The 22,832-nt window shown below is 31.1% G+C and carries 23 protein-coding genes and 1 pseudogene; 20 read left to right on the top strand and 4 right to left on the bottom strand.

Annotated features, from left to right (window positions below; translation table 11 throughout):
- Positions 1-296: 296 nt before the first annotated feature.
- Positions 297-2,258: a sodium-translocating pyrophosphatase gene (locus FYJ26_RS09610; RefSeq protein WP_154541897.1), complete on the bottom strand. Its 1,962-nt coding sequence runs from the start codon at positions 2,256-2,258 to the stop codon at positions 297-299.
- A 171-nt stretch (positions 2,259-2,429) separates the two neighbouring features.
- On the opposite strand from FYJ26_RS09610, the gene FYJ26_RS09605 reads away from it, so the two are divergent.
- Positions 2,430-3,803 (top strand): leucyl aminopeptidase, encoded by a 1,374-nt coding sequence (locus FYJ26_RS09605; protein ID WP_154541895.1) that lies wholly within the window; start codon positions 2,430-2,432, stop codon positions 3,801-3,803.
- Between the two features lie 501 nt (positions 3,804-4,304).
- On the opposite strand, the gene FYJ26_RS11465 is transcribed toward FYJ26_RS09605, so the two are convergent.
- From FYJ26_RS11465 to FYJ26_RS09590, 3 genes are all read right to left on the bottom strand, one after another.
- Positions 4,305-4,643 (bottom strand): helix-turn-helix domain-containing protein, encoded by a 339-nt coding sequence (locus tag FYJ26_RS11465; RefSeq protein ID WP_154541893.1) that lies wholly within the window; start codon positions 4,641-4,643, stop codon positions 4,305-4,307.
- A 290-nt stretch (positions 4,644-4,933) separates the two neighbouring features.
- Positions 4,934-5,323, bottom strand: coding sequence for a DUF5633 domain-containing protein (locus tag FYJ26_RS09595; RefSeq protein ID WP_154541891.1), 390 nt, complete (start codon positions 5,321-5,323; stop codon positions 4,934-4,936).
- Between the two features lie 111 nt (positions 5,324-5,434).
- Positions 5,435-5,575, bottom strand: coding sequence for a hypothetical protein (locus tag FYJ26_RS09590; RefSeq protein WP_154541889.1), 141 nt, complete (start codon positions 5,573-5,575; stop codon positions 5,435-5,437).
- 212 nt (positions 5,576-5,787) lie between these two features.
- Here FYJ26_RS09590 and FYJ26_RS09585 point away from each other — a divergent pair.
- The 19 genes and pseudogenes from FYJ26_RS09585 to FYJ26_RS09495 all read left to right on the top strand — a co-directional run.
- Positions 5,788-6,020: pseudogene (locus FYJ26_RS09585) on the top strand (transposase); the annotation flags it as partial.
- Positions 6,021-6,165: 145 nt separating this feature from the next.
- A complete protein-coding gene (tsaE, locus tag FYJ26_RS09580) occupies positions 6,166-6,570 on the top strand; it encodes a tRNA (adenosine(37)-N6)-threonylcarbamoyltransferase complex ATPase subunit type 1 TsaE (protein ID WP_154541887.1) in 405 nt (134 codons plus the stop codon).
- Between the two features lie 13 nt (positions 6,571-6,583).
- Positions 6,584-7,252: a tRNA (adenosine(37)-N6)-threonylcarbamoyltransferase complex dimerization subunit type 1 TsaB gene (tsaB, locus tag FYJ26_RS09575; protein WP_154541885.1), complete on the top strand. Its 669-nt coding sequence runs from the start codon at positions 6,584-6,586 to the stop codon at positions 7,250-7,252.
- Positions 7,245-7,682, top strand: a complete 438-nt coding sequence (rimI, locus tag FYJ26_RS09570) for a ribosomal protein S18-alanine N-acetyltransferase (RefSeq protein WP_154541883.1) — start codon at positions 7,245-7,247, stop codon at positions 7,680-7,682. The genes tsaB and rimI overlap by 8 nt, the downstream gene beginning before the upstream one ends.
- Positions 7,682-8,692 (top strand): tRNA (adenosine(37)-N6)-threonylcarbamoyltransferase complex transferase subunit TsaD, encoded by a 1,011-nt coding sequence (tsaD, locus tag FYJ26_RS09565; RefSeq protein ID WP_154541881.1) that lies wholly within the window; start codon positions 7,682-7,684, stop codon positions 8,690-8,692. The genes rimI and tsaD overlap by 1 nt, the downstream gene beginning before the upstream one ends.
- A gap of 15 nt (positions 8,693-8,707) precedes the next feature.
- Complete coding sequence (locus FYJ26_RS09560) at positions 8,708-9,070, top strand: hypothetical protein (protein ID WP_154541879.1); 363 nt, start codon at positions 8,708-8,710, stop codon at positions 9,068-9,070.
- Positions 9,054-10,448 (top strand): S41 family peptidase, encoded by a 1,395-nt coding sequence (locus FYJ26_RS09555; protein ID WP_154541877.1) that lies wholly within the window; start codon positions 9,054-9,056, stop codon positions 10,446-10,448. The genes FYJ26_RS09560 and FYJ26_RS09555 overlap by 17 nt, the downstream gene beginning before the upstream one ends.
- 1 nt (position 10,449) lies before the next feature.
- Positions 10,450-11,301, top strand: a complete 852-nt coding sequence (locus FYJ26_RS09550; RefSeq protein WP_154541875.1) for an ROK family protein — start codon at positions 10,450-10,452, stop codon at positions 11,299-11,301.
- Between the two features lie 517 nt (positions 11,302-11,818).
- On the top strand, positions 11,819-13,045 hold the full coding sequence (gene hemA / locus FYJ26_RS09545; RefSeq protein WP_154541873.1) for a glutamyl-tRNA reductase: 1,227 nt from the start codon (positions 11,819-11,821) through the stop codon (positions 13,043-13,045).
- Positions 13,042-13,641, top strand: coding sequence for a precorrin-2 dehydrogenase/sirohydrochlorin ferrochelatase family protein (locus FYJ26_RS09540; protein WP_154541871.1), 600 nt, complete (start codon positions 13,042-13,044; stop codon positions 13,639-13,641). Before hemA ends, FYJ26_RS09540 begins: the two co-directional genes overlap by 4 nt.
- Complete coding sequence (hemC, locus tag FYJ26_RS09535) at positions 13,634-15,976, top strand: hydroxymethylbilane synthase (RefSeq protein WP_154541869.1); 2,343 nt, start codon at positions 13,634-13,636, stop codon at positions 15,974-15,976. Before FYJ26_RS09540 ends, hemC begins: the two co-directional genes overlap by 8 nt.
- Positions 15,973-16,938: a porphobilinogen synthase gene (hemB, locus tag FYJ26_RS09530; RefSeq protein ID WP_154541867.1), complete on the top strand. Its 966-nt coding sequence runs from the start codon at positions 15,973-15,975 to the stop codon at positions 16,936-16,938. The genes hemC and hemB overlap by 4 nt, the downstream gene beginning before the upstream one ends.
- Complete coding sequence (hemL, locus tag FYJ26_RS09525; RefSeq protein WP_154541865.1) at positions 16,938-18,215, top strand: glutamate-1-semialdehyde 2,1-aminomutase; 1,278 nt, start codon at positions 16,938-16,940, stop codon at positions 18,213-18,215. The genes hemB and hemL overlap by 1 nt, the downstream gene beginning before the upstream one ends.
- A 417-nt stretch (positions 18,216-18,632) precedes the next feature.
- Complete coding sequence (gene asrA / locus FYJ26_RS09520; protein ID WP_154541863.1) at positions 18,633-19,673, top strand: anaerobic sulfite reductase subunit AsrA; 1,041 nt, start codon at positions 18,633-18,635, stop codon at positions 19,671-19,673.
- A complete protein-coding gene (gene asrB / locus FYJ26_RS09515) occupies positions 19,673-20,509 on the top strand; it encodes an anaerobic sulfite reductase subunit AsrB (protein WP_154541861.1) in 837 nt (278 codons plus the stop codon). The genes asrA and asrB overlap by 1 nt, the downstream gene beginning before the upstream one ends.
- A 9-nt stretch (positions 20,510-20,518) precedes the next feature.
- A complete protein-coding gene (gene asrC, locus FYJ26_RS09510; RefSeq protein ID WP_154541859.1) occupies positions 20,519-21,544 on the top strand; it encodes a sulfite reductase subunit C in 1,026 nt (341 codons plus the stop codon).
- Between the two features lie 9 nt (positions 21,545-21,553).
- A complete protein-coding gene (locus FYJ26_RS09505) occupies positions 21,554-22,033 on the top strand; it encodes a ferritin-like domain-containing protein (RefSeq protein ID WP_154541857.1) in 480 nt (159 codons plus the stop codon).
- 111 nt (positions 22,034-22,144) lie between these two features.
- Positions 22,145-22,348, top strand: a complete 204-nt coding sequence (locus FYJ26_RS09500; RefSeq protein ID WP_154541855.1) for a helix-turn-helix transcriptional regulator — start codon at positions 22,145-22,147, stop codon at positions 22,346-22,348.
- A gap of 6 nt (positions 22,349-22,354) precedes the next feature.
- On the top strand, positions 22,355-22,771 hold the full coding sequence (locus FYJ26_RS09495; RefSeq protein ID WP_154541853.1) for a histidine kinase: 417 nt from the start codon (positions 22,355-22,357) through the stop codon (positions 22,769-22,771).
- Positions 22,772-22,832: the final 61 nt, after the last annotated feature.

Raw genomic sequence — 22,832 nt, 5'->3', positions numbered from 1 at the left:
AGTGAAGGTAAACATCATCTAGTTGCTACAAATGCTGTTGCTAGAAAACTTTGTCATACTATTTACGCTGTTTTAACTAAAAACGAAGATTATCAAGTTCAAGCTTAATTTCAATACTTATTTTTAGACTAAGTCTTTAGGTTTGTTTCTCATGCCTATTTTTAGTTTTTATTATGTTATTTTTATTCAATATCTTTTTCTAATTTTTTTCATTTTTACTCTTGACTTTTAATGGTTAGTCTTTTTTTCTTATAATAGGCTAAAAAAAGAAAGCCCTAGGGCTTTCTTTAATATAATTAGATAAATAATCCTGCACAGACTACAGATACTACTGTAATAAGTTTTATAAGGATATTTAATGATGGACCTGAAGTATCTTTGAATGGATCACCTACTGTATCACCTACTACTGCTGCGTGGTGAGCTGGTGAGTTTTTACCACCTTCTTCTCCAGATTCTATGAATTTCTTAGCATTATCCCAAGCACCACCAGCATTTGACATAAATATTGCCATTAGTACACCAGTTACAAGGGATCCTGCTAGAAGACCTCCTAATGTTTCTGGTCCGAATACTTTTCCTACAAATAGTGGAACTATTATTGCAAGAGCTCCAGGGATAATCATTTCTTTTAGTGATGCTTTTGTAGAAATATCAACACATGAAGCATAGTCTGGGTGCTCAATTCCTTCAAGGATACCTGGTTTTTCTCTAAATTGTCTTCTTACTTCATTTATCATTTCTGTTGCAGCTTTTCCAACTGAATTCATTGTTAAAGCTGAAAATAAGAAAGGAAGCATACCACCGATAAACATTCCTGCTACTACTTTTGAGTCAAGTAGGGAAAGTGTGTCAAGATTTACTGTTTCTGTATATGTTACGAATAGTGAAAGTGCAGTTAAAGCTGCAGATCCTATTGCAAATCCTTTACCAATAGCTGCTGTTGTATTTCCTACTGAGTCAAGTTCATCTGTAATTTCTCTTACTGATTCATCAAGTCCACTCATTTCAGCAATACCACCAGCGTTATCTGAGATTGGACCATAAGCATCTACTGTTACTGTTGTTGCTGTAATTGAAAGCATACCTACTGCTGCAAGTGCTATACCATACATTTGCATTGTGTGATATGAAACAAGTATTCCTATGGATATAAGGATAATTGGTCCTACTGTTGAAAGCATACCACTTGAAAGACCTGCTATGATGTTTGTGGCAGCTCCTGTTTGGCTTTCTTCTGCTATTCTTTTGACTTGGTTGAATTTTTCAGATGTAAAGACCTCTGATAAAAATCCTATTAATATTCCTACAAGTATTCCGACAACTACACATATAGCTGCTTTCATATTACCAAAATACATACTTGAAAGTATAAATGATGCTATTAGTACAATTGCCCCTGATATATAGATTGTAAACATAAGGGCAGATTGTGGTGAATTTTGTCTTTTTCTTAAGAAAATGAAAGCTGCCAAAATTGATGAAAATATGCCTATAGATGATAGTACAAGTGGAAATTTGATACCATTATCTCCAAATAAGGCAAAACCTAATACCATAGCTGAAAGAATTGCTCCAGCATATGATTCAAAAAGGTCAGCCCCCATTCCAGCTACATCTCCTACATTATCTCCTACGTTATCAGCGATTACAGCTGGATTTCTTGGGTCATCTTCTGGGATTCCCTCTTCTACTTTTCCTACAAGATCAGCTCCAACATCTGCAGCTTTAGTATAAATTCCTCCGCCTACTCTTGCAAAGAGTGCTACAGAACTTGCACCAAATGAGTATCCCATAAGTGTTGCAGGATCTCTAAAGATTAGATAAACCAAACCTACTCCAAAAAGTCCAAATCCTGTTACTGCAAATCCCATTACAGAACCTCCAGCAAAAGCAACTTTCAAAGCGTCAGGAAGTCCCTTACTCATTGCTTCGTTTGTACATCTAGCGTTTGATGCGGTTGATATTCTCATACCTACGTATCCTGCTAGCATTGATAATAAAGAACCAAAGATATAGCAAATCATAGTGTTTATATCAATAAAAACAGCTATAAGAATTGCAACTATGACTACAAATAAGATTACATATTTATATTCACGAGATATAAAAGCCATGGCTCCTTCTTTGATATTTCCTGATATAGCCTTCATTCTTTCATTGCCTTCGCTTACTGGAAGAATATTTGATTTAATTTGAAATAACATAAATAAAACTGCAATGATTGCTGCTATAACAGGTAAAAATTCTGAAAACATAAACTCCTCCTATTATTTAATAAGTTTTACTTATCTATTATATAACATATTAATAGTGAAAACAATTTATTTTAAAAAAATTCACATAATAAAATTAAAAAAGCAAATAAGCAAGGTAATAATAACTTAAAAATTTCTAAAATTGGCGTATGATAAAAAAGGGAGGATATTATGAATTATAAATACAATGATAGTAATAGAAATCTAATAGAATTTGTTTTCGAAAATGAAAAAGGAAATCCATTTTTTAAGGGAAATATGGGAGAAATCTTTCCAAATATTGGAGAAGATAAAATTCTTTTAGGGCTAGGAAAAAAGAATGAATTTAGTAAAGAAGTTCTAAAAGAAGCAGTGTATAAGTTAATAAGATATATAAAATCAAAAGATATAGAAGAGATAAGCTTTATTGAAAATCAATTTAACTTTAAAGATAAGGAATATCTTTTAAGTATAGTTGAGGCGATAGAATCTGGTATTTATGAATTTGACCATTACAAAAAAGAAAAAAGTCTAGTAAAGCTTGAGAATATAAATCTTCCTAAAAACTTAGAAGAATATAAGGAAGACTTAGATGAACTTTTAAATGTACTTTTAGGACAAAAACTTGCTAAGGATTTAGTAAATTTAAGATCTAATGATATTTACCCAGAAACTTTAGCAAATTACGCTAAAAAAGAGCTAGAAGATCTTGGTGTTGATGTAAAAATATATCAAAAAGATGAGATTCTTAATATGGGTCTTACTGCCTACTACAATGTTGCTAAAGGCTCAGATAATGAACCAAGATTTATAGTAATGGAATACCTACATGGAAAAGATGATGAAAGACCTTATGTATATGTAGGAAAGGGTCTAACTTATGATTCAGGTGGATATTCTATAAAAACAAGTGATGGAATGAAAACAATGAATTCTGATATGGGTGGATCTGGTACAGTTATTGGAGCAATGAAGGCCATATCGAAAAATAAACTTAAGAAGAATATAGTTGGCATAGTTGCAGCTTGTGAAAATTCGATTTCTGGAAGATCCTATAAGCCTGGTGATATAATAAAGGCAAGAAATGGGATGACCATAGAGGTTGACAATACAGATGCTGAAGGAAGAATAACTCTTGCTGATGCGGTAAACTATGGTGCTACAGAATATAATCCAGAGCTAATGATTGACCTTGCAACCCTTACAGGAGCAGTTTTAGTAGCTCTTGCAGAAACCTATACAGGAGCTATAACAAACAATGATGAAGCCTTTGCTAAGGTTATAGAAGCAAGTAAAGTTAGTGATGAAAAAGTTTGGCAACTTCCAAATGATCCATTTATTAGAAAATACAATGAATCAGAAAATGCCGACATCAAAAACACAGGCGGAAGGATGGCAGGTTCAATTACTGCTGGACAATTTATAGAAAACTTTGTGGAAAACACTCCTTGGGTTCACTTAGATATAGCAGGAACAGCTTATCTTTCAGCTCCACAAGGTCTAAATCAAAAAGGAGCAACAGGAGTTCTTGTAAAAACTCTTTATAATCTAGCAAAAAATAAATAATCATAGAAAAAAGCTTGTTGCAAGGACTAATTATCCTGCAACAGCTTTTTTACGTTCATGAATAAGCGGAATCAGACTACTTACTTCGAACGCAGTGAGATAAAACCCCTATCACAATTGAGGAATTGAATTGATGAAGGTGTTATGTAGTAGCAGTCTTTGTATAGTTAGACTGAGGTTTTGTCTAGGAAAGTAGATTAGGTTAATACAGCTATTCACTAAATATAAAAGCTAAACATATAGGTATTATAAAAATCACGGAGACTTCTCCTTACAGTCGAAGTAAGGGGTGTGACCATAGCTTATTTCAATATAAATAAGCCATAGACTCTCTAAGACAACCCCAAAAAGTTGTACCAAATACCAGATTGAGTTTTTACTTACTCTGGTATTTATTTGCCTTTCCTACCCCTAGGGGTAGGAAAATTTTCATGCTGAATTCTTCTTTCTAAACTCTACTGGACTTAAATATCCTAATTTTTCTATTATTCTTTTAATTCTTCATATGAATAGAATTTTCTTCCATAATATATTTCTTGTTTTAAAATTCCAAATTAAAGTTGGATTATTGAATTTAAGTTCATTTGCTAGGCTTTGATAGGACATTCCTCCTATTATATACAAGTTTACTACTTTTAGTTTAAATTCTAAAGTATATTTGTTATTTTTTCTTGATACTTTTAGCCCTTTATAGCCTTGTGTTTGATAAGAGTTTACCCATCTTCTAACAATAGATTCTTGTGGTATTTTATATTTTTTAGCTAATTGATTGTATCCTATTGTGTTTTTTAGATACTCTTTTACGACCATCACTTTAAATTCTGTACTGTATTTTGCCATTAAAAAACTGACCTACTTAAGTTGGTTTTTAGATCCAACTTTTGGGGGTCAGTTCACAAATGGGAGATCTTCTTTTTTTGATTATGGTAAATTTACGAGCAGTAAGAATTAAGTTTAATTCTAAAGTATATTCGATAATTGACACTATTAGTATAACAAAAACAATAAACTTTTTCACAGTAAATACTTACCTATATGAAATAATAAAAAAATGATACTACAAAGAAATAGGGAATTTGTAGCATCATTTTCTTTTTTTATTCTCGAATGTGAAAGATTATATAAGGCAATTATTTATTTTTCTTTTTTGTAGCTAAAAATTCAGCTAAGCTTAGGCCTAACATACCACCAATACCAGCTATAGAGCCAACACCTGTTCTTACATTGTTAGATCTATTAGTAGGATTGTTTACTTTTTTAACTTCATTTTCGTTTTCTACTCTTCTAACTTTTTTATCATCTTTATTATGATCATCTTCGGTTTTTTGAACGATTTTAGTATCTTTACTGTGATATTTTTCCTTATTTTCCTTATCTTCTTCTACAGCTTCAACTGGAGAAAGGGCTACATAATATTTACCATCTTTTTCTTTAGATATAGAATAAGACTTATTAATTTCATCATTTTCTAAAACTTTCTTAGCAGCATTTTCAGCTTCCTTTTTAGTAGCAAAGCCCATATCTGTAAGATCAGCTGCAGTTAAAGGTTTATTTTCTTCTTCCTTTTTACCATCTTGAGGATTTTTAGGATTTACTTTAGTACCATCATCCTTTTTACCATCACTAGGGTTTTATGGATTTACTTCAGTATTATCACCCTTTTTATCATCGCTAGGATTTTCAGGATTTGCTTCAGTTTTATCGTCTTTTTTATCTTCTTTAGGTTTTTCAGGATTAGCTACAGCTTCACCTTCTTCATTTATTTTATACATAACAACTGTTACATTATCTAAATTGTTATAACCTACTACTGGAACATCAAATACTCCCTCAACGAAATACTTTGAGCCTCTTTCGGATGTAGGTTTTATTTTAAAAGTAACTGTTGTCCCTCTTTTAGCTTCATAATCTACAACACTATGTGGATTAAAAGATTGGTCTACTCCATTTACACTTACAACAAGGTTCTCATTATTCTTTAGACACCTTAGATGAAGGCTTTGAAGATGCTTTTTCCTATTTATTAATGGAGTAATTCATAGTAGACTTAAATCAACCAATTGCTTAGAAAGACTAAACGAAGAAGTTAGAAGGCGTGAAAAAGTGATTAGAATATTTCCAAATCAAGAATCGGCTATTAGACTAATAGGAGCAATCCTCATTGATATCAATGAGGATTGGATAACTTCTTCTAAATTGTATATTAGAATGAAATAGTAAATATTGGACTAGTAATTTTTACACAATATTATGGACTTGACTGTAAATTTTTCTTGATTTTTTAATCTACTTGTATAATAATATATTACTATTAAGCTTTAATTTGAACTTCTTGTAGTATAATGAAAGTTAAGGAGTAAGTATGAGAATTAATTCTTTAAATGAAATGAGAGATTTTGCCTTTGATTTTGCTAAAAAGCTTAGGCCAGGTCAGGTTATAAATTTAGTTGGAGATATGGGAGCAGGTAAGACTACTTTTGTATCTTTTGTAGGTGAATATTTAGAAGTTTCTGATACTTCATCACCTACTTTTGCTATTGTAAATATTTACAATGTCAAGGATTTTGATATATACCATCTAGATCTTTATAGGTTTGAAAATGAGGATGATATTTTGGATATAGATTTTGAGACTTATTTTTATCCGGAAGATGCCATTACATTTATTGAATGGGCCGATAGGGCTAAGTCTTATCTACCAGATGATATGATTGAAGTTAGAATTGAAAAAATCAACGAGAACACAAGAGATATTAGTATAATTTAGTATAGGAGATAAAATGCGAGTTTTAGCCATTGATACATCTACTATGATTTCTACTGTAAGTATTAGTGAAGATGGTAAAATTATAGGAGATTTTAATGTAAATCAAGAAAAAACTCATTCCGAATCCCTTGTTCCTATGATTGAAAGTTTACTTTCATTTTTAGGACTTAGGCTTTCAGATATAGATATATTTGCTGTTGCAAAGGGACCTGGATCTTTTACAGGTCTTAGGATTGGGATGACTATAGCAAAGACATTTGCCCAAGTAAGGAATAAAAAGTTGATTCCTATTTCAACTCTTAAGGCACTAGCTTTAAATTCTTCAAGTAAGTACAAGGCAAGCATGTTAGATGCTAGGGGAAATAGGGTTTATGGAGCACTTTACGGTGAAAATTTAGAAGAAATTGTTAAGGAAGATCTATATAATATAGATGATTTTTCAAATTTTTGTAATGATTCAGGACTTTCTTTTGATCTAGTTTCAGAAATATCTATTAAGTATAAGGATAAGTTTAAAAGAGCTAATATCTTAGATTTTTCTTATACCTCGTGTATAGGTAGGAACTTATGTAAGCTTGCCATAGATATGAAAGATGAGGAATTTGAATTATTTAAACTTGTTCCTAATTATATGAGAAAGTCCCAAGCTGAAATAGATAGAAAGAAGAAGTTGAATGATTAGAAATATGACTTTGGCTGATTGTGATAATGTTTATAGGATAGAAAATGACTCATTCTACGAGCCTTGGAGTAAAAAAGACCTTATAAAAGATTTACAAATGAATAAACACAAAAGACACTTTGTCTACGATAAGGGTGGAGAAGCTGTTGGTTTTTACATAGTATCTGTAATTTTGGACGAGGCTGAAATATATACTATAGCTGTAGATGAGGCTTTTAGAGGTCAAAATATAGGTTCTTTTATGCTTGAAAGACTTATAAATGATTCTATAAGAACCGGAGTAAAAAAGATTTGGCTTGAGGTTTCTACTGAAAATGTCCCTGCCTTAAATCTTTATGAAAAATTTGGCTTTGAGAAGATAAGACTTAGGAAAAATTATTATTCTAAGATAAATGAAGATGCTTATATAATGTTAAAGGAATTAAAGTAATGAAAGACTTTTATACAATGGGAATCGAAACTTCTTGTGATGATTCTTCTGTAGCTATTTTAAAAAATGATAGGGAAGTTTTATGTAATTTAATATCTTCCCAAATTGATATACACAAGATATTTGGAGGGGTTGTTCCAGAGATTGCATCAAGAAAGCACCTTGAGGCTATAAATCCACTTATAGAAAAGGCCCTTATGGATACTGGACTTTCTTATGATGATATAGATTTAATATCAGTAACCAAAGGTCCAGGTCTTATAGGTTCACTTTTGGTTGGAATTTCTGCAGCCAAGGCCCTTTCTCTTTCAACCAATACTCCAATGATTGGAACAAATCATATGCAAGGTCATATTTGTGCAAACTATCTTTCAAATAAAAAATTAAAACCTCCTTTTATATCTTTAGTTGTAAGTGGAGGACATACTTATCTTGTAAGAGTTGATGATTATACAGATTATGAAATAATAGGACAAACTAGAGATGATGCCGCTGGAGAGTCTTATGATAAGGTGGCAAGGGCAATAGGTCTTGGATATCCAGGTGGACCAAAGATTGATAAACTTTCCAAAGAAGGAGATAAGGAAGCTATAGACTTTCCAAGGGTAATGCTTGAAAAAGACTCCTATGATTTTTCGTTTTCAGGACTTAAGACTTCAGTTTTAAATTATTTAAACCAAAAAAGCCAAAAAAATGAAGAAATAAATAAGGCGGATGTCGCTGCAAGCTTCCAAGAAGCTGTAGTAGATGTTTTAGTAGCAAAATCTATGAGATTGCTTGATGAAACAGGTCTTAAAACTTTGGCTGTTTCAGGTGGAGTTGCTGCAAACTCAAGACTTAAGGAAAGACTTAAAGAAGAATGTGACAAAAGAGATATCAGATTTTATAATCCAGATATAATCCTTTGTACAGATAATGCAGCCATGATTGCCATGGCAGGATATTTAAATTACAAGGCAGGGGAAAGATCTGACTCTTATTTGAAAGTATATCCAAACCTTGGTTTATAATGTTATAATATAGATATGAAAAAAGATGAGAAAAAACTAGTTTCACAAAAACTGAGAAATTATAATAAAAAAAATAAAATAATGTACTTTCTTTACTTTTTATCATCTATATCAGTTTTTGCTTTTGGTCTTTATTATAGAGAAGTTCTCGAACTTGTAGGAGGTGTATTTTTGGCCTTAAGATGTATTTATTTAATGAACAGGCACAGGGCCAATACAAGCTCTCTTATAAGGTTTGAAAGAAGGAAATTGTCATTTTTATTACTTATGATAATAATTTTTTCTCTCATTAATCCTATAGGTATTCTTCCATTTATAATGGAGATAGGAAAAAGAGATTGGGTTATAAATGGAGGATTAAATGAAGAAAAGAAGTAAACTAAGTCTTTTAGTCTTAAGCTTTTTAATTATTTTTTCATCTTGTGCCCAAAGAAGGATATCCTATCTTGAAAATAGAAGAGAAACATTTATCCAAAAAGAAAATAAGGATAAAAATGAGATAGTTAATTTTAATCCAGATGATTTAAATAAATTTAAAAATATGGAAGATTATTTATCTTGGTATAGGAAACTTAAAGGACCAGCAAAATTAAGCTTTGAAGATAAAAAGGAGAAAAAAGCCTTAAGTCAAGAGGAAATGGTAGAAGACTTTAATTATTTTTTTAAGCAAATTAAGGAAAATTATCCTTTTTTTGGTGTAATTAAAAGACAATATGGTATCGATTTTTTAGCAAATTACTCTTCCTACTTAAATGAGATAAAGTTTTGTAAAAATGACGATGAATTTATAAAAACCATGAAAAAAATAGTTAAAGACTTGAAAAATGACCATGCAAACATAGCAGACAAGAACTATGTAGAAGATAGCCTTGACTACTACTCTCATTTTTGGAAAGATCCTTCCATGTACTATGAATTCTTGGCTATGAACCAAGAATCTGTAAGAGATAGGTACAATATAAAAGGACTTCAGTCAAGTGAGTTAAGTGATGGAAATAGGAAAAGAAGTGATGGAAATTTAATATATGAAAATGACAATATAAGAATTGAAAATATAGCAAATGGCATAGGAATGATAAGGATAAAAGAGATGCTTGCAGAATATGAGCTAGATGATGATATGAATGCAATTGATAAATACCTCAATGATAATCCAGACCTCAAAGCTATTGTCATAGATATAAGAGATAATTCTGGTGGAAATATAGAATATTGGAAAAACTATCTTCTCCCAAGACTTATAAATAAAAAAGTAAGCTTAGACAATCATATGTTCTTTAAAGATGGAATGAGATCTAGAATGCTTTTAGAAAGTGAAGGAGTAGTATTTGAAAATATTTCAAATATAAATCTTGAAAAAATGAATATTAAACATAAGGAAGATTTAAAAGACTTTACTTACTATAGCAAAGATAGGGTGGAAGTTATACCATTAGAGGGAGTTAAATTTAAGGGAAAATTATATCTTTTGGTAAATAAGGGAGTATATTCGGCAGCAGAAGGGCTTGCAAATTTTTGCAAAAATACTCATATAGCAAGTATTATTGGAGAAAAAACAGGTGGAGATGGAATAACCTTAGGGATTATAAATGATGTCATGCCAAACTCAGGTCTTGTATTTACCTACACAAATACTTTAGGATATGCCCCAGATGGAAGCATAAATGAAGAAAGTAAGACTGAGCCTGATATAAAAGCAGAAAGTTTCAATGAGTCATTAGAATTTATAAAGAAGGAAGAAAATATAGGTAACTAATATGTATGGATCAATAGAATTTGGTGGAACCAAGATAAAGTGTGCTGCATTTGATGAGAATGGAAAGATGACTTCTGATATTTGGATTGATACAGGAAATCCTACTAATAATCTTAAAAAAATAGGAGAATTTTTTAAGAAAAATCCAGTAGAAAAAGCAGGAGTTGGAGCATTTGGACCAATAGACTTAAATGAGAAATCAAAAACTTATGGCCATATACAAAATACCCCAAAAAAACTATGGGTTGACTTTAATCTTTTAGAAAATCTCAAAAAAGAAGTATGTGAGAAGATAGGACTAGTAACAGATGTAGGACTATCTTTGATAGGAGAAAGTCAAAAGGGAGCTGGATTAGATACTAACTCAAGTTTATATCTTACCGTTGGTACAGGAATAGGAGGAGCATATGTCCAAGACGGAAAACTTTTAAATGGATACTCTCATCCAGAAATGGGACATATAAGTGTAGAAAGATTAAAAGATGATGATTTCAAATCAAGCTGTACCTACCATAAAAATTGCCTAGAAGGACTTGCATCAGGGCCAAGCATAAACAAGAGACTAGGTAAAAACCCAAAAGATGCAGACCTTAAAGAAAAACCATTTAAAATAGCAGCAAACTACATAGCCAAAGCAATCTACACCTATACTTTAGTACTTAGACCAGAAGTTGTAATAATAGGTGGTGGACTTATAAACAAAGAAGGCTTTATAGAGCTAATAAGAGAAGAATTTGACAAAATAAAAGGCGATTACGTAGAAGTAAAGACAAGCGAAAAATATATAGTAAAGCCAAAGCTTGGAAATGATTCAGCCCTTATAGGTGGGTATTTATTGGCGAAGTCTTTGTAGATAAGGCTTAAAAATTAAGGTGTTATGCCGATTTCATAATATTGATAAGATTGATTAATTGTTAGTTTTTCAATGCTTTAAAAACTTTGCTTTAAACTTCAATAAAAGCACAATCATTATTAATAAACGCAGGTATTACTGGGATAATATGCTCAATAAGTTTTTCTGCTTTAATAATAAGTTATTTTAATTTTAGTGAAACTTTTTGGATTGATGCTATTTTTTGATGATTGATTTGTTAAAATTTATTAAGATTTTATTTTAAAAAAAATTATTAAAGTTATTTACTTTTTTACTTTGCTATGATAGAATTTATAGCAAGAAGTACTTTTATTTATTGTACTTTTTGAAAAGGGCCTTTCTTTAGTTAATCCCCGAAATTATTAAAATTATATCTTTATATTGGCTCTTTCCTAGCTCGCTTACGGCGGGCTTTTTTTGTTTATCATTTTTAATGCTATAATAATAATATCAGTAATAATGCTGATAATAATATCAGTAATAAGGAGGGATTTTATTGTTTTTTTATTCTTTTGGTCTAAATCACCACAAAGCAGATATAGAAATTCGTGAGAAGGTTCACTTTAGGGACTCTGAGATTATTGATGCAAGTGAAATTTTAGAAAATAAGGGTATGGAGGAGGTCTTGATTCTTTCAACCTGCAATAGGTCAGAGATTTTTCTTGTAAGTCAGAGAAATATTGTTGACAGGAACTTTGCTATAAGCTTTTTTGAAGACTTTTTTAAGCTTAGAGGACTTTCTGAATTTATTACTTTCAGGAAAGATTTTGTAGCTATAAATCATTTATTTAGACTTGCAGCAGGTCTTGATTCGTTAATTGTAGGAGAAGACCAAATTCTAGGTCAAATTTCTGATTCATTTGAAACTTCTCTTTCTTTAGGATATGCAAAAAAAATTTTAAGTGAGATTTTTAGAAGAGCTATCAATCTTTCAAAAAACATTAAAACTGATTCAAATATTTCTCATATACCCTTGTCTTTACCATATATAGCTGTAAAAAAGGCTGGGGAGATTATGGACCTATCTAATAAAAATGCCCTTGTTGTTGGTATTGGATCAATTGGAGAGCTTACTATTAAAAACCTTTTAGAAACTGGGGCAAATATTTATATTTCAAATTGGCATATGGAGAAGTCTTTTGAGTTTAAAAGAAAGTATCCTGAGATTTCTATAATTGATTATGAAAAAAGAGTAGATTCTATAAAGGATATGGATTTTATTTTTTCATCAACTGCATCACCCCACCTTGTTTTTAAGAAAAATCAATTTAAGGACATAGATAAGAAAGTTTACATATTTGACTTGGCCCTACCTCGTGACTGTGAGCCGAGTATTGGAGATTTAGAAAATGTATTTTTAAAAGACATAGACTCTATTAAGGATATATCGAAGAAAAATTTGAACAAAAGAAGGGATATTTTAAATTCTTATATTCCAGAGATAGAAGACAAGGCAAAGGATACTTTGAAGTGGATGAAAGAAGTTAAGATTGACTATATTTTAAAATCTTTAAATGAAAGGTGCGATGAATTGGCAGATAAGACCTTAGACTATATTTTTAGAAAGACCGATATGACTACTGCTCAAAAGATTAAGGTTGATAAGGCTGTAAGAAATGCCTTAAAAAAGGTCGCAAGAGAGCCTATTTTAAGTCTTAAGGAAAACTATTATGAAGATTTTGATAGTGCTTTAAAAATTTTGACAAAGGTGTATAAAAAATGAGATATTTTCCAATTTCTATTGATTCTAAGGATAAGATATGCCTATTTTTAGGAGCAGGTAAGATTGCCTTTAGAAAGATTAGGTCTCTTTTAAAGGGAAACTTTGACTTTCTTGTTTTTGCTAAGGATATAAATGAGAATATTAAGCTCTTAAGTGAAACATACCCAGAAAGATTTGTAATAAATATAGGAGAATTTGATGAAAATTTCATCTTTCCTTCATGTGATTTTGTATTTTTGGCAAGTGGAGATGAAGTTTTGAACAAAAAACTTTTTAAAAAAGCCCAAGATAGAAATCTTTGGGTCCTAGATTTAACAAATTCTTCTGATAGCGACTTTTATTTAAGAAATAATATTAAAAAAGATTTTATAGATATTTCTATTTCAACCAATGGAAAGCTACCATTTTTATCAAAGATGATTGGAGATGATATAAAAAAGTACCTTGACGGGCTTGATATGGAAAAAATTTCTCTAATTATTAATATTAGGGATAAACTTAAGGTTAAGGGAGTCAATAGTAGGGGATTTTTACAAGATCTTTATAGAAAAGATAGAAAATTCTTGGATAAGTATTTGGAGAGTTTAGATGAATAGAGTAATAAAGATTGGGACTAGGGCAAGTAATCTTGCTATAAAACAGACCAACATTATTAAGGAGATTTTAGATTTGGAAGGAATCTCCACTAAAATTGTAAAGATTTCAACCAAGGGAGATAGGATTCAAGATAGAAGAATAGATGAGATTAATTCTAAGGGAGTTTTTGTAAAAGAGATTGAAAAGGCTCTTCTTGAAAAAGAAATTGACATAGCAGTTCATTCTCTAAAAGATATGCCATCTAGAATTGATGATAGGCTGATTTTTGCTCCACCTTTAAAGGCAGAAGATCCAAGGGATTCTTTTGTAGGTCGTGACTTTATTAAAAGTATGGATGATATGGAAAATACTCTGGTTGGGACAGGATCAAATAGGAGAACATGTCAGGGGATAAATTATTTTTCTAACATAGATTTTAAGCCAATAAGGGGGAATGTAGAAACAAGGATAAAAAAGATAGAAGATGAAAATCTTGATGGGATAATCCTTGCAAAAGCTGGTCTTATTAGGTCAAATTTAACTCATCTTATAAATTTTGACCTTGATCCTAAAATTTTTACTCCCTCAGTCTGCCAAGGTATTTTGGGTATTGAGATTAGAAAAGAAGATAGGGATATTTTTCAAATATTTAAAAAGTACTCAGACTTTAATACTCTTGTAAGGATGGAGACTGAAAGAGCATTTCAAGAGGAGCTTGGTGCAGATTGTTCAACCCCTATGGGGATTTTTACTGAAATTGATGGTGACAATATAAAACTTACTGGATCTATGGCCTATGATAGAGAAGGTAAAATATTTTATAGGGAAATTTCCGGAAAAATTGATCAAAGAATTAATCTTGGGAAAAAACTTGCAAGAAATTTGAAAAAGGCCCACTATAAAAAAATCATTATTGCAGGAGCTGGAATTGGCTCAAGAGATAATATTACTATAGCTTGTAAAAAGGCTTTAGATGATTCTGATGTCATAATATATGATAGGTTATTAAATCAAACAATTCTTGACCCTTATAGAAATAAAGAACTTTACTATGTTGGAAAGTCTATGGGAGAGCATATATTAAGTCAAGATAAGATAAATGAACTTATGGTGGCTAAGGCAAAGGAAGGAAAAAAAGTAGTAAGACTTAAGGGAGGAGATCCTTATGTTTTTGCAAGAGGGTCAGAAGAGGCAATCTTCATTAAAGAAAATGGACTTGAATTTGAAACTATACCTGGTCTTACATCAGGTATAGTTTGCCTTAATACTGCAGGAATCCCAGCAAGTCATAGAAATATATCAACATCTATATCTTTTATAACAGGACATAGGCAAAATGATAGTTCAGAAGATTTCAAGAAATTTGCTAAACTTCCAGGGACTCTTGTTTTTTATATGGGACTTAAAAATCTTCCAAACATTTTAGGTGAGCTTAAAAAAGGTGGTATTGATATGAAAAAAAAGCTTGCTATAATATCAATGGGCTCATCAAATCAGCAAAAAACCTATGTATCAACAATAGGAAATTGCCTTGATAAGATAGACTTAGGAAAAATAAAAAGACCAGCCCTTATAGTAATTTCAGATACAGTTGGACTTAGGGAGAGTTTAAATTACTTTGAAAAAAAAGTTCATTTTGGTAAAAAAATCGCCCTAACTCGTGACTATGAATCAGGGATAAAAGATAGGGAAACGTTTGAAAAACTAGGTTTTAGAACAATCATAATTCCAACTATAAAGATAAAACCTATAAACTTAGATAAGCTTGATGAGAAAATAAACGAGTTTTCCTATGACTATTTGCTATTTACATCTGTAAATGCTGTAAAAATATTTTTTAAAAGATTAACTTGTAAACATGATATAAGAAGACTCGGTCAAGTTAAGATTTGTGCAATAGGTGAAAAAACTAAAAAAGAGATAGAAAACTACCATCTTAAAGTAGAAATTATTCCGAAATCTTTTCTTGGAGAAAATTTAGTAGAAGAGATGAAAAAAAGGGTGAATAAAGATGATAGGATATTTTTTCCACACTCAAACCTATCTAGAGCAAAGATTATAGATAAGCTGAGAGAAATAGCTGATTTGGACGAGATGGTAATTTATGATAACCTAGTAGCAAAAAAAATAAAAGATGTTGATCTTGATTTTGATGCCATAATTTTTACATCATCATCAACTGTCAACAATTTTATAAAACTCTATGGAAAAGATTCACTTAAGGATACAAAGATATTTTCTATAGGAGAGATTACAAGTAGGACCATAAGAAATTACGGACTTGAAGTGTTTAAAGAAAGTAAAAAACAAACTGTAGACTCTCTTGTAGAAACGATAGGAGAAAGCAAAATATGAGAATGAGAAGAATAAGAGAAAAAAAGTTACTAAGAGAGATGACAAGAGAAACCACTCTATCAATTTCTGATTTTATATATCCGCTTTTTGTAGTTGAAGGTGAGAATATTAAAAAGGAAATTCCATCTATGCCAGACTGTTTCCATTTCTCAATTGATATGCTTGAAGATGAGATAAATGAGATAGTTAACTTGGGTATAAGGGCAGTTATTTTATTTGGAATTCCAGGACATAAAGATGCTTGTGGAAGCGGGGCTTATGCTGATGATGGGATAATACAAAAGGCTATAAGGAAGATAAAAGAGATAAATAAAGATCTTATAGTTATAACAGATGTTTGTATGTGTGAGTACACAGATCATGGTCATTGTGGAATTCTTGATGATGAAGGTCATGTTAAAAATGATGAGACAGTAAAATATATTGCAAAAATTGCCCTATCACATGCAAAGGCAGGGGCTGATGTTATAGCACCATCAGATATGATGGACTTTAGGATAAGGGCAATAAGAGAAATACTAGATAAAAATTGCTTTAAAAATATACCGATAATGGCTTATTCTGCAAAATATGCATCAAACTTTTATGGACCATTTAGGGAGGCGGCGGATTCTGCTCCAAGCTTTGGAGATAGAAAATCTTATCAAATGGATTATCATAATTCTGATGAAGCAATGAGAGAAATTGCTTTGGATATAGATGAAGATGCAGATTTCATAATAGTAAAACCTGCTCTATCATTTTTAGATATAATCCAAAGAACTAAAGAAAATTTCAACACTAATGTTGTAGCTTACAATGTAAGTGGTGAATATTCTATGGTTAAAAATGCTATAAAAATTGGCCTTGTAAATGAAGAGATAATATATGAAATCTTAATTTCTATTAAAAGAGCAGGTGCCAAGATGATAATAACATATCACGCAAAGGAAATGGCAAAATTTTTAAGGGAGATGAAATAATGACTCTATTTGATAAGGCTAAAAAATATATACCTGGAGGGGTAAATTCACCAGTCAGGGCTTTTGCTGCAGTTGGTGGTCATCCGATTTTTGCTAAATATGGAAAGGGTCACAATATAGTAGATGAAAACAATGATGCTTATATTGACTTTATCTCATCATGGGGACCCATGATTCTAGGACATGGAAAGGATGAGTTGATAGAAAAAGCCAAGGGATACCTTGAAGAAGGGTTAACTTTTGGACTTCCTACAAAAGTAGAAGTTGAAATAGCAGAGTTTCTAAGTAAAGCTTTTGATACAGATATGGTAAGGATGGTAAACTCTGGAACAGAGGCAACCATGTCTGCTATAAGGCTTGCAAGAGGATTTACCAATAAGTCAAAGATTATTAAGTTTGAAGGTTGCTATCATGGACACTCTGATGGACTTTTGGTAAAATCAGGATCTGGTAGTCTCACCTTTAATGTGCCAACATCAGCTGGAGTGCCAGAAAATGTTATAAAAGATACTCTAATCTGCAAATACAATGATATAGAATCGGTAAAAAAAACAATTAAAGAGAATAAGGACGATGTAGCTGCAATAATCTTAGAACCTATAGCAGGGAATATGGGTGTTGTTCCAATTGATATTGACTTTGTTAAAGCTTTGAGAAAAATAAGTGATGAAAATGGTATAATTTTAATTTTTGATGAGGTAATAACAGCATTTAGACTTAAATTTGGATCAATCTCAACAGAGCTTGGAGTAAAACCAGATATGTTCTGTTTTGGGAAAATTGTAGGAGGAGGAATGCCAGTAGGAGGTTTTGCAGGAAGGCGTGAAATAATGGAAAAATTATCACCAATGGGACCAGTCTACCAAGCAGGGACCCTATCAGGCTCACCTTTTATAATGAAAATGGGTCTTGATGTTTTAAGAATTCTTAAAGAAAATCCAGATATATACCAAAGACTTGAAAAATATGCACAAATGCTTGAAGAGGGTTTTAACGACAATCTAAAAGCCACAGGTGTAAAGGCTTGTGTCACAAGATATAAGTCAATGATGAGTCTATTTTTTGGAGATTTTGATGAAATTAGATCTTTTGATGATGTAAGCAAAGCAGACCTTGATAATTATTCTAAGTACTTTAACTTTATGAAAAATAGTAAAATCCTAATGCCACCATCACAATTTGAGGCCATATTTATGTCAGATGCCTTGGATGAGTCAGTCATAAATTATACAATAGAAGAAAATAAAAAAGCTTTAGAATATATAAAGGAAAATTAAAAATAAGTCTATCCTAATATTAAAACTAGGGTAGGCTTTTATTATTTTTACATAATTTTCTTATATCAATTAAAATTAATGATGTTCAAAATAATAGTTACCTTAAAATATAAGATTAATAAAGAAAGCAAATAAGCTAATATTATAAGCAATAATAATCTAATTAAAGCATTAATTTTAATTGCATATATTTCAGAAATACTAATGAAAACACTTTTTTTATTTTTATAGATATGATATATTAAAATAGAAATCGAATTCATATGAATTATAAGAAAAAGAGTCGCTAACAAAATGAATTAAATCCAATATCTTACATATAAGGATAAAATTCATAACTTTGTGAGGACGCTTTTTTAGGTTGGAGAATAATCTGAAAAAGATTATCAATACTATAACAAATTATTAGGAGGTTATATGACTTATAATGATTTCCTCATCAAAAAAGATGAGGTATGCGATTTTTTTGATCTTCTTAAGTCAAAGTACACAATATTTGCACCAAAAAGAATCCCTAGGGGTGGAAGATACTGTGATACAGATGCGATAATGTATGAGAATATCGAAAGTTTTGATGAACTAGAATACAAGGAAAAATCTACATATTCACCAAAAGAAGCTTTATTACCAATGACAGAAAATCTTTTCTATTTTACAGAAGATGATTATACAGAAACTAAAAACCCTTATAAAAAGGAAGTTTTAGTATTTGCAAGAGCTTGTGATATAAATGCAATAAAACATTTAGATGATATGTTCATCAAAAATGGACCTTTTGAAGACTTCTTTTACTTAAGACGTAAAAACATGGTTCACTATGCACTTATGGAATGTGATGGGGACTTAGATAGAAATTGTTTCTGCTGTTCTACTGATTCTAATAAGACTGATGGCTATAAATATGCATTTAGATTTAATGAAGACGGTTCAATGAATGTTAAGGCAGATGATAATCTTGATTTTGGAGGTTTTGAAAATATTGATTTTGATTTAAAGTTTCCAGAAGAAAATGAACTAAAGGTTACATTTCCTGATATAAGGGACAATGAGGAAGCAAATCTTATTGCAAATTCAGATATTTGGGATGAATATAATTCAAGATGTATAGGATGTGGTTCTTGTACAACTTCTTGTTCTACCTGTACTTGTTTTACAACCAAGGATATTACTTACAATGTTAATAGACGTGTAGGTGAAAGAAGAAGGACTAATGCATCTTGTATGACAAAAGATTTTGATCTTGTAGCAGGAGGTGCTCATTTTAGAACATCATTTAAGGAAAGATATAGGTATAAGGTAATGCATAAAATCTATGCTCATAATAAGAGATTTGGAGATGGTCCGATGTGTGTAGGTTGTGGTAGATGTTCGGCCCACTGCCCAGAATTAATTTCTTATCCAGAATCTATCAATAAAGTAAATAAAGAATTAGAGAGAATAAGAAGTGAGGTAAAATAATGGAAGCTAAGAATAATATAAAAAGAGCAAATGAAGATTATTTAAATTATGTTTTACCAAAATCTTATGAAATTTTGGATATATTAAAACATACTGATCTTGAATGGACTTTCAAGGTTAAATTTGATAAGGAAGTTAAGCCAGGACAATTCTTACAAGTTTCTCTTGCAAAGATAGGTGAAGCGCCTATTTCTGTATCTGGAATGGGTGATGGCTTTGTAGAAATGACTATAAGAAATGTTGGAGAAGTTACCTCAAAGCTTTTTAAGTCAAAAGCAGGTGATTATATCTTTTTAAGAGGACCTTATGGAAATGGGTGGCCACTTAGCGAGCTTAAAGGCAAAAATGTAGTAGTTATTGCTGGGGGAACCGGAGTAAGTCCAGTCAGGGGACTTATAGAATACATAAAAGATAATCCAGATGAATTCGGAAGTCTTTACCTAATATTAGGTTTTAAAAACCATGAGTCAGTGCTTTTTAAAGATGATCTCGAAAAATGGAGAAAAAGCGAAAAGATTAATACGATATATTCACTGGATAACGAAGAGATTGAAGGTTTTAGAAAAGGAATGGTAACAGCCTTTATACCAGAATTACCATTTGACTCATTTGATGGAAACTATTCAGTAGTTATGGTAGGACCTCCTATAATGATGCGTTTTACATCACTCGGGCTACTAAAAGAAGGAGTACTGGAAGATAAAATTTGGACAAGTTTTGAAAGAAAAATGTCTTGTGCTGTTGGGAAATGTGGTCACTGTAGGATAAATGAAACATATGTATGCTTAGACGGACCAGTTTTTCCCTATACAGTTGCTAAAGACCTATTAGACTAAGGAGATTTTATGACATTAGATATAAATGTAGGAAAGGTTAGAAATAATTGTTTTCGTCAATCAAAAATACCTGGAGAATTTTTGCTTCAATTAAGATCACCTGGAGGTCTAGTTGATGCTAAGTGGCTAGAAATGATTCAAATGCTTTGTCAAGAATATGGAGATGGAAACTTCCATTTTGGGACAAGACAAACATTTAACATTACAGGTATTAAATACGAAGATATACCAAAGATAAATGAAATAATTAGACCATATATTGAAGAGATAGAAGGTTCTCGTGGGGTAGATATAGAATACAATGATGAAGGATACCCATATATAGGGCCTAGAAATATTATGGCATGTATTGGGGGAAGACATTGCATAAAAGCTGCCCAAAATACACAAAGACTAGCTGACAAGCTTGAACCAATAATCTATGGCTCACCATATCAAATAAAAACTGCAATAGCAGGTTGTCCAAATGACTGTGTTAAGGCTCACTTTACAGATTTTGGTTTTATAGGAGTTACAATACCGGAATATGACATAGATCGTTGTATAGGTTGTGGGGCCTGCGTAGATAGGTGTAAGGCTGTTGCCACAAGAGTACTTGAATTAAATGATCAAGGAAAAGTAGATAAGGATTTATGTTGTTGTGTAGGTTGTGGAGAGTGTGTAACAAGATGTCCAAACTCCGCTTGGAGAAGACCAAACAGAAGAATGTGGAATGTAATTATAGGTGGACGTACAGGAAAACAAAATCCAAGAATGGGACAAATGTTCGCAAGATGGATGGATGAAGATGTCGTTATAAAAATGATGAAAAATTGGAAAGAATTTTCAGCATATGTTCTTGACAACAAACCAGTATATCTTCATGGAGGTCATTTAATAGACAGGGTAGGATTCCCAACATTTAAAAAAATGATGTTAAAAGACGTTGAACTTAACGAAGAATGTTTAATAGCCGATAGAATCAATTGGACAGAAAAAGAATATCGTTCATCAATAAATGTAATGAAGCTTGAAGATCATAAAACTGTAAAATAAGGAGATAATATGAGATCACAATTTCAACCAAAAGATTTATTAGAATCTTTAGTAAGACTTGAACAAAATGGTGAAACATTTTACAGAGAAATGGCTAAAAAATTCTCAACTGATAAGGAAAGTGCTGACTTTTTTACCTTCCTAGCAGACCAAGAAACACACCACGAAGCCCTATACAAAAAATTATCATCTCAAATCGACAATAATCAAGCAATCGATGAAGAATTTGATGATGAATATAAGGCTTATATTCAAAACCTAATAGAGCAAATCTTTAATCTAGACTCATCAAAAGTTGGAGATGATACAATTGATATCTATAGATTTGCTATAGGACTCGAAAAAGATACCATACTTTTCATAAAAGAAGTTAAATCAATAGTACCAAATTTCGAACCAGAACTACTCGATAAGGTAGAGGCTGAAGAAAGAGGACACATCAAACTTATCCAACAATGGTATGATAGCCATATTAATGATATAAAATAATAATATCGACTTTAAAGAGAGCCTAGGCTCTCTTTTTTTGACTTTTTTTATTTTATATAGTACTATAAATGTAACAAAAAATGTACTAAAAATGTAACATAAGGATAATTTATGGAAGTTGAAATTGAAAATAAAATAAGAATTTTTAGGAAAGAAAAAGGATTATCTCAACATAGACTTGCAAAGCTTGTTGGGCTTAAAAGAAGGTCTATTATGGCCTATGAAAATAATACAATAAGTCCAACGCTTGAGACTGCCTATAAGATATGTAAGGTATTGGATAAGGATATTAAGGAAGTATTTATATTTAAGTGAGGAATTATGGGATTTTTATTTAATGACAATAAAGAGATAGAAGATAAGGTTTTCGAAAGTTTTGATGATAGGGAAAATTATTTGCTTACTATAAAAAATGATAGCAATGCGAAATCTTTTGCTAAACTTCTTTTAAGTAATATTTTTAATACCTTTGATTCTAATAGGACTTTTATCTTGTATTTTTCTAGTAAGGGGATTTATGAAAAGGAAATAAGTTCTTCTATTAAAGGAGATTTTACCTTAATCCCTTGGCATGAGGTAGAATCATTTCGTATAGAGAAAAAAGATAAGCAAGCTTTTATTTATTTTAATCACATAGGTAAGAAAATGAGCTATGAAGCTCCTTTTGATGGGAAATTATTTAAAAAAAATAAAGATAAATTTAAAATTTTAGAAGATAGAAATTGGAATAAAATATAAGAAATTTTAAGTGAAACTTGTTAGATAAGCTAGCAAGTTTTTATCGGTAAATTACTTTATT

It is taken from the genome of Anaerococcus porci (assembly GCF_009696575.1).
Lineage (GTDB): Bacteria > Bacillota > Clostridia > Tissierellales > Peptoniphilaceae > Anaerococcus > Anaerococcus porci.
The sequence above is the reverse complement of the archived record's forward strand: the minus strand, read 5'-3'. Positions and strand labels throughout refer to the sequence as shown.

Coding starts and splice junctions, on each gene's coding strand:
- FYJ26_RS09610 (WP_154541897.1), bottom strand. CDS start 2,258: ATGTTTTCAGAATTTTTACCTGTTATAGCAGCAATCATTGCAGTTTTA.
- FYJ26_RS09605 (WP_154541895.1), top strand. CDS start 2,430: ATGAATTATAAATACAATGATAGTAATAGAAATCTAATAGAATTTGTT.
- FYJ26_RS11465 (WP_154541893.1), bottom strand. CDS start 4,643: ATGGCAAAATACAGTACAGAATTTAAAGTGATGGTCGTAAAAGAGTAT.
- FYJ26_RS09595 (WP_154541891.1), bottom strand. CDS start 5,323: ATGGGCTTTGCTACTAAAAAGGAAGCTGAAAATGCTGCTAAGAAAGTT.
- FYJ26_RS09590 (WP_154541889.1), bottom strand. CDS start 5,575: ATGTATAAAATAAATGAAGAAGGTGAAGCTGTAGCTAATCCTGAAAAA.
- tsaE (WP_154541887.1), top strand. CDS start 6,166: ATGAGAATTAATTCTTTAAATGAAATGAGAGATTTTGCCTTTGATTTT.
- tsaB (WP_154541885.1), top strand. CDS start 6,584: ATGCGAGTTTTAGCCATTGATACATCTACTATGATTTCTACTGTAAGT.
- rimI (WP_154541883.1), top strand. CDS start 7,245: ATGATTAGAAATATGACTTTGGCTGATTGTGATAATGTTTATAGGATA.
- tsaD (WP_154541881.1), top strand. CDS start 7,682: ATGAAAGACTTTTATACAATGGGAATCGAAACTTCTTGTGATGATTCT.
- FYJ26_RS09560 (WP_154541879.1), top strand. CDS start 8,708: ATGAAAAAAGATGAGAAAAAACTAGTTTCACAAAAACTGAGAAATTAT.
- FYJ26_RS09555 (WP_154541877.1), top strand. CDS start 9,054: ATGAAGAAAAGAAGTAAACTAAGTCTTTTAGTCTTAAGCTTTTTAATT.
- FYJ26_RS09550 (WP_154541875.1), top strand. CDS start 10,450: ATGTATGGATCAATAGAATTTGGTGGAACCAAGATAAAGTGTGCTGCA.
- FYJ26_RS09540 (WP_154541871.1), top strand. CDS start 13,042: ATGAGATATTTTCCAATTTCTATTGATTCTAAGGATAAGATATGCCTA.
- hemC (WP_154541869.1), top strand. CDS start 13,634: ATGAATAGAGTAATAAAGATTGGGACTAGGGCAAGTAATCTTGCTATA.
- hemB (WP_154541867.1), top strand. CDS start 15,973: ATGAGAATGAGAAGAATAAGAGAAAAAAAGTTACTAAGAGAGATGACA.
- hemL (WP_154541865.1), top strand. CDS start 16,938: ATGACTCTATTTGATAAGGCTAAAAAATATATACCTGGAGGGGTAAAT.
- asrA (WP_154541863.1), top strand. CDS start 18,633: ATGACTTATAATGATTTCCTCATCAAAAAAGATGAGGTATGCGATTTT.
- asrB (WP_154541861.1), top strand. CDS start 19,673: ATGGAAGCTAAGAATAATATAAAAAGAGCAAATGAAGATTATTTAAAT.
- asrC (WP_154541859.1), top strand. CDS start 20,519: ATGACATTAGATATAAATGTAGGAAAGGTTAGAAATAATTGTTTTCGT.
- FYJ26_RS09505 (WP_154541857.1), top strand. CDS start 21,554: ATGAGATCACAATTTCAACCAAAAGATTTATTAGAATCTTTAGTAAGA.
- FYJ26_RS09500 (WP_154541855.1), top strand. CDS start 22,145: ATGGAAGTTGAAATTGAAAATAAAATAAGAATTTTTAGGAAAGAAAAA.
- FYJ26_RS09495 (WP_154541853.1), top strand. CDS start 22,355: ATGGGATTTTTATTTAATGACAATAAAGAGATAGAAGATAAGGTTTTC.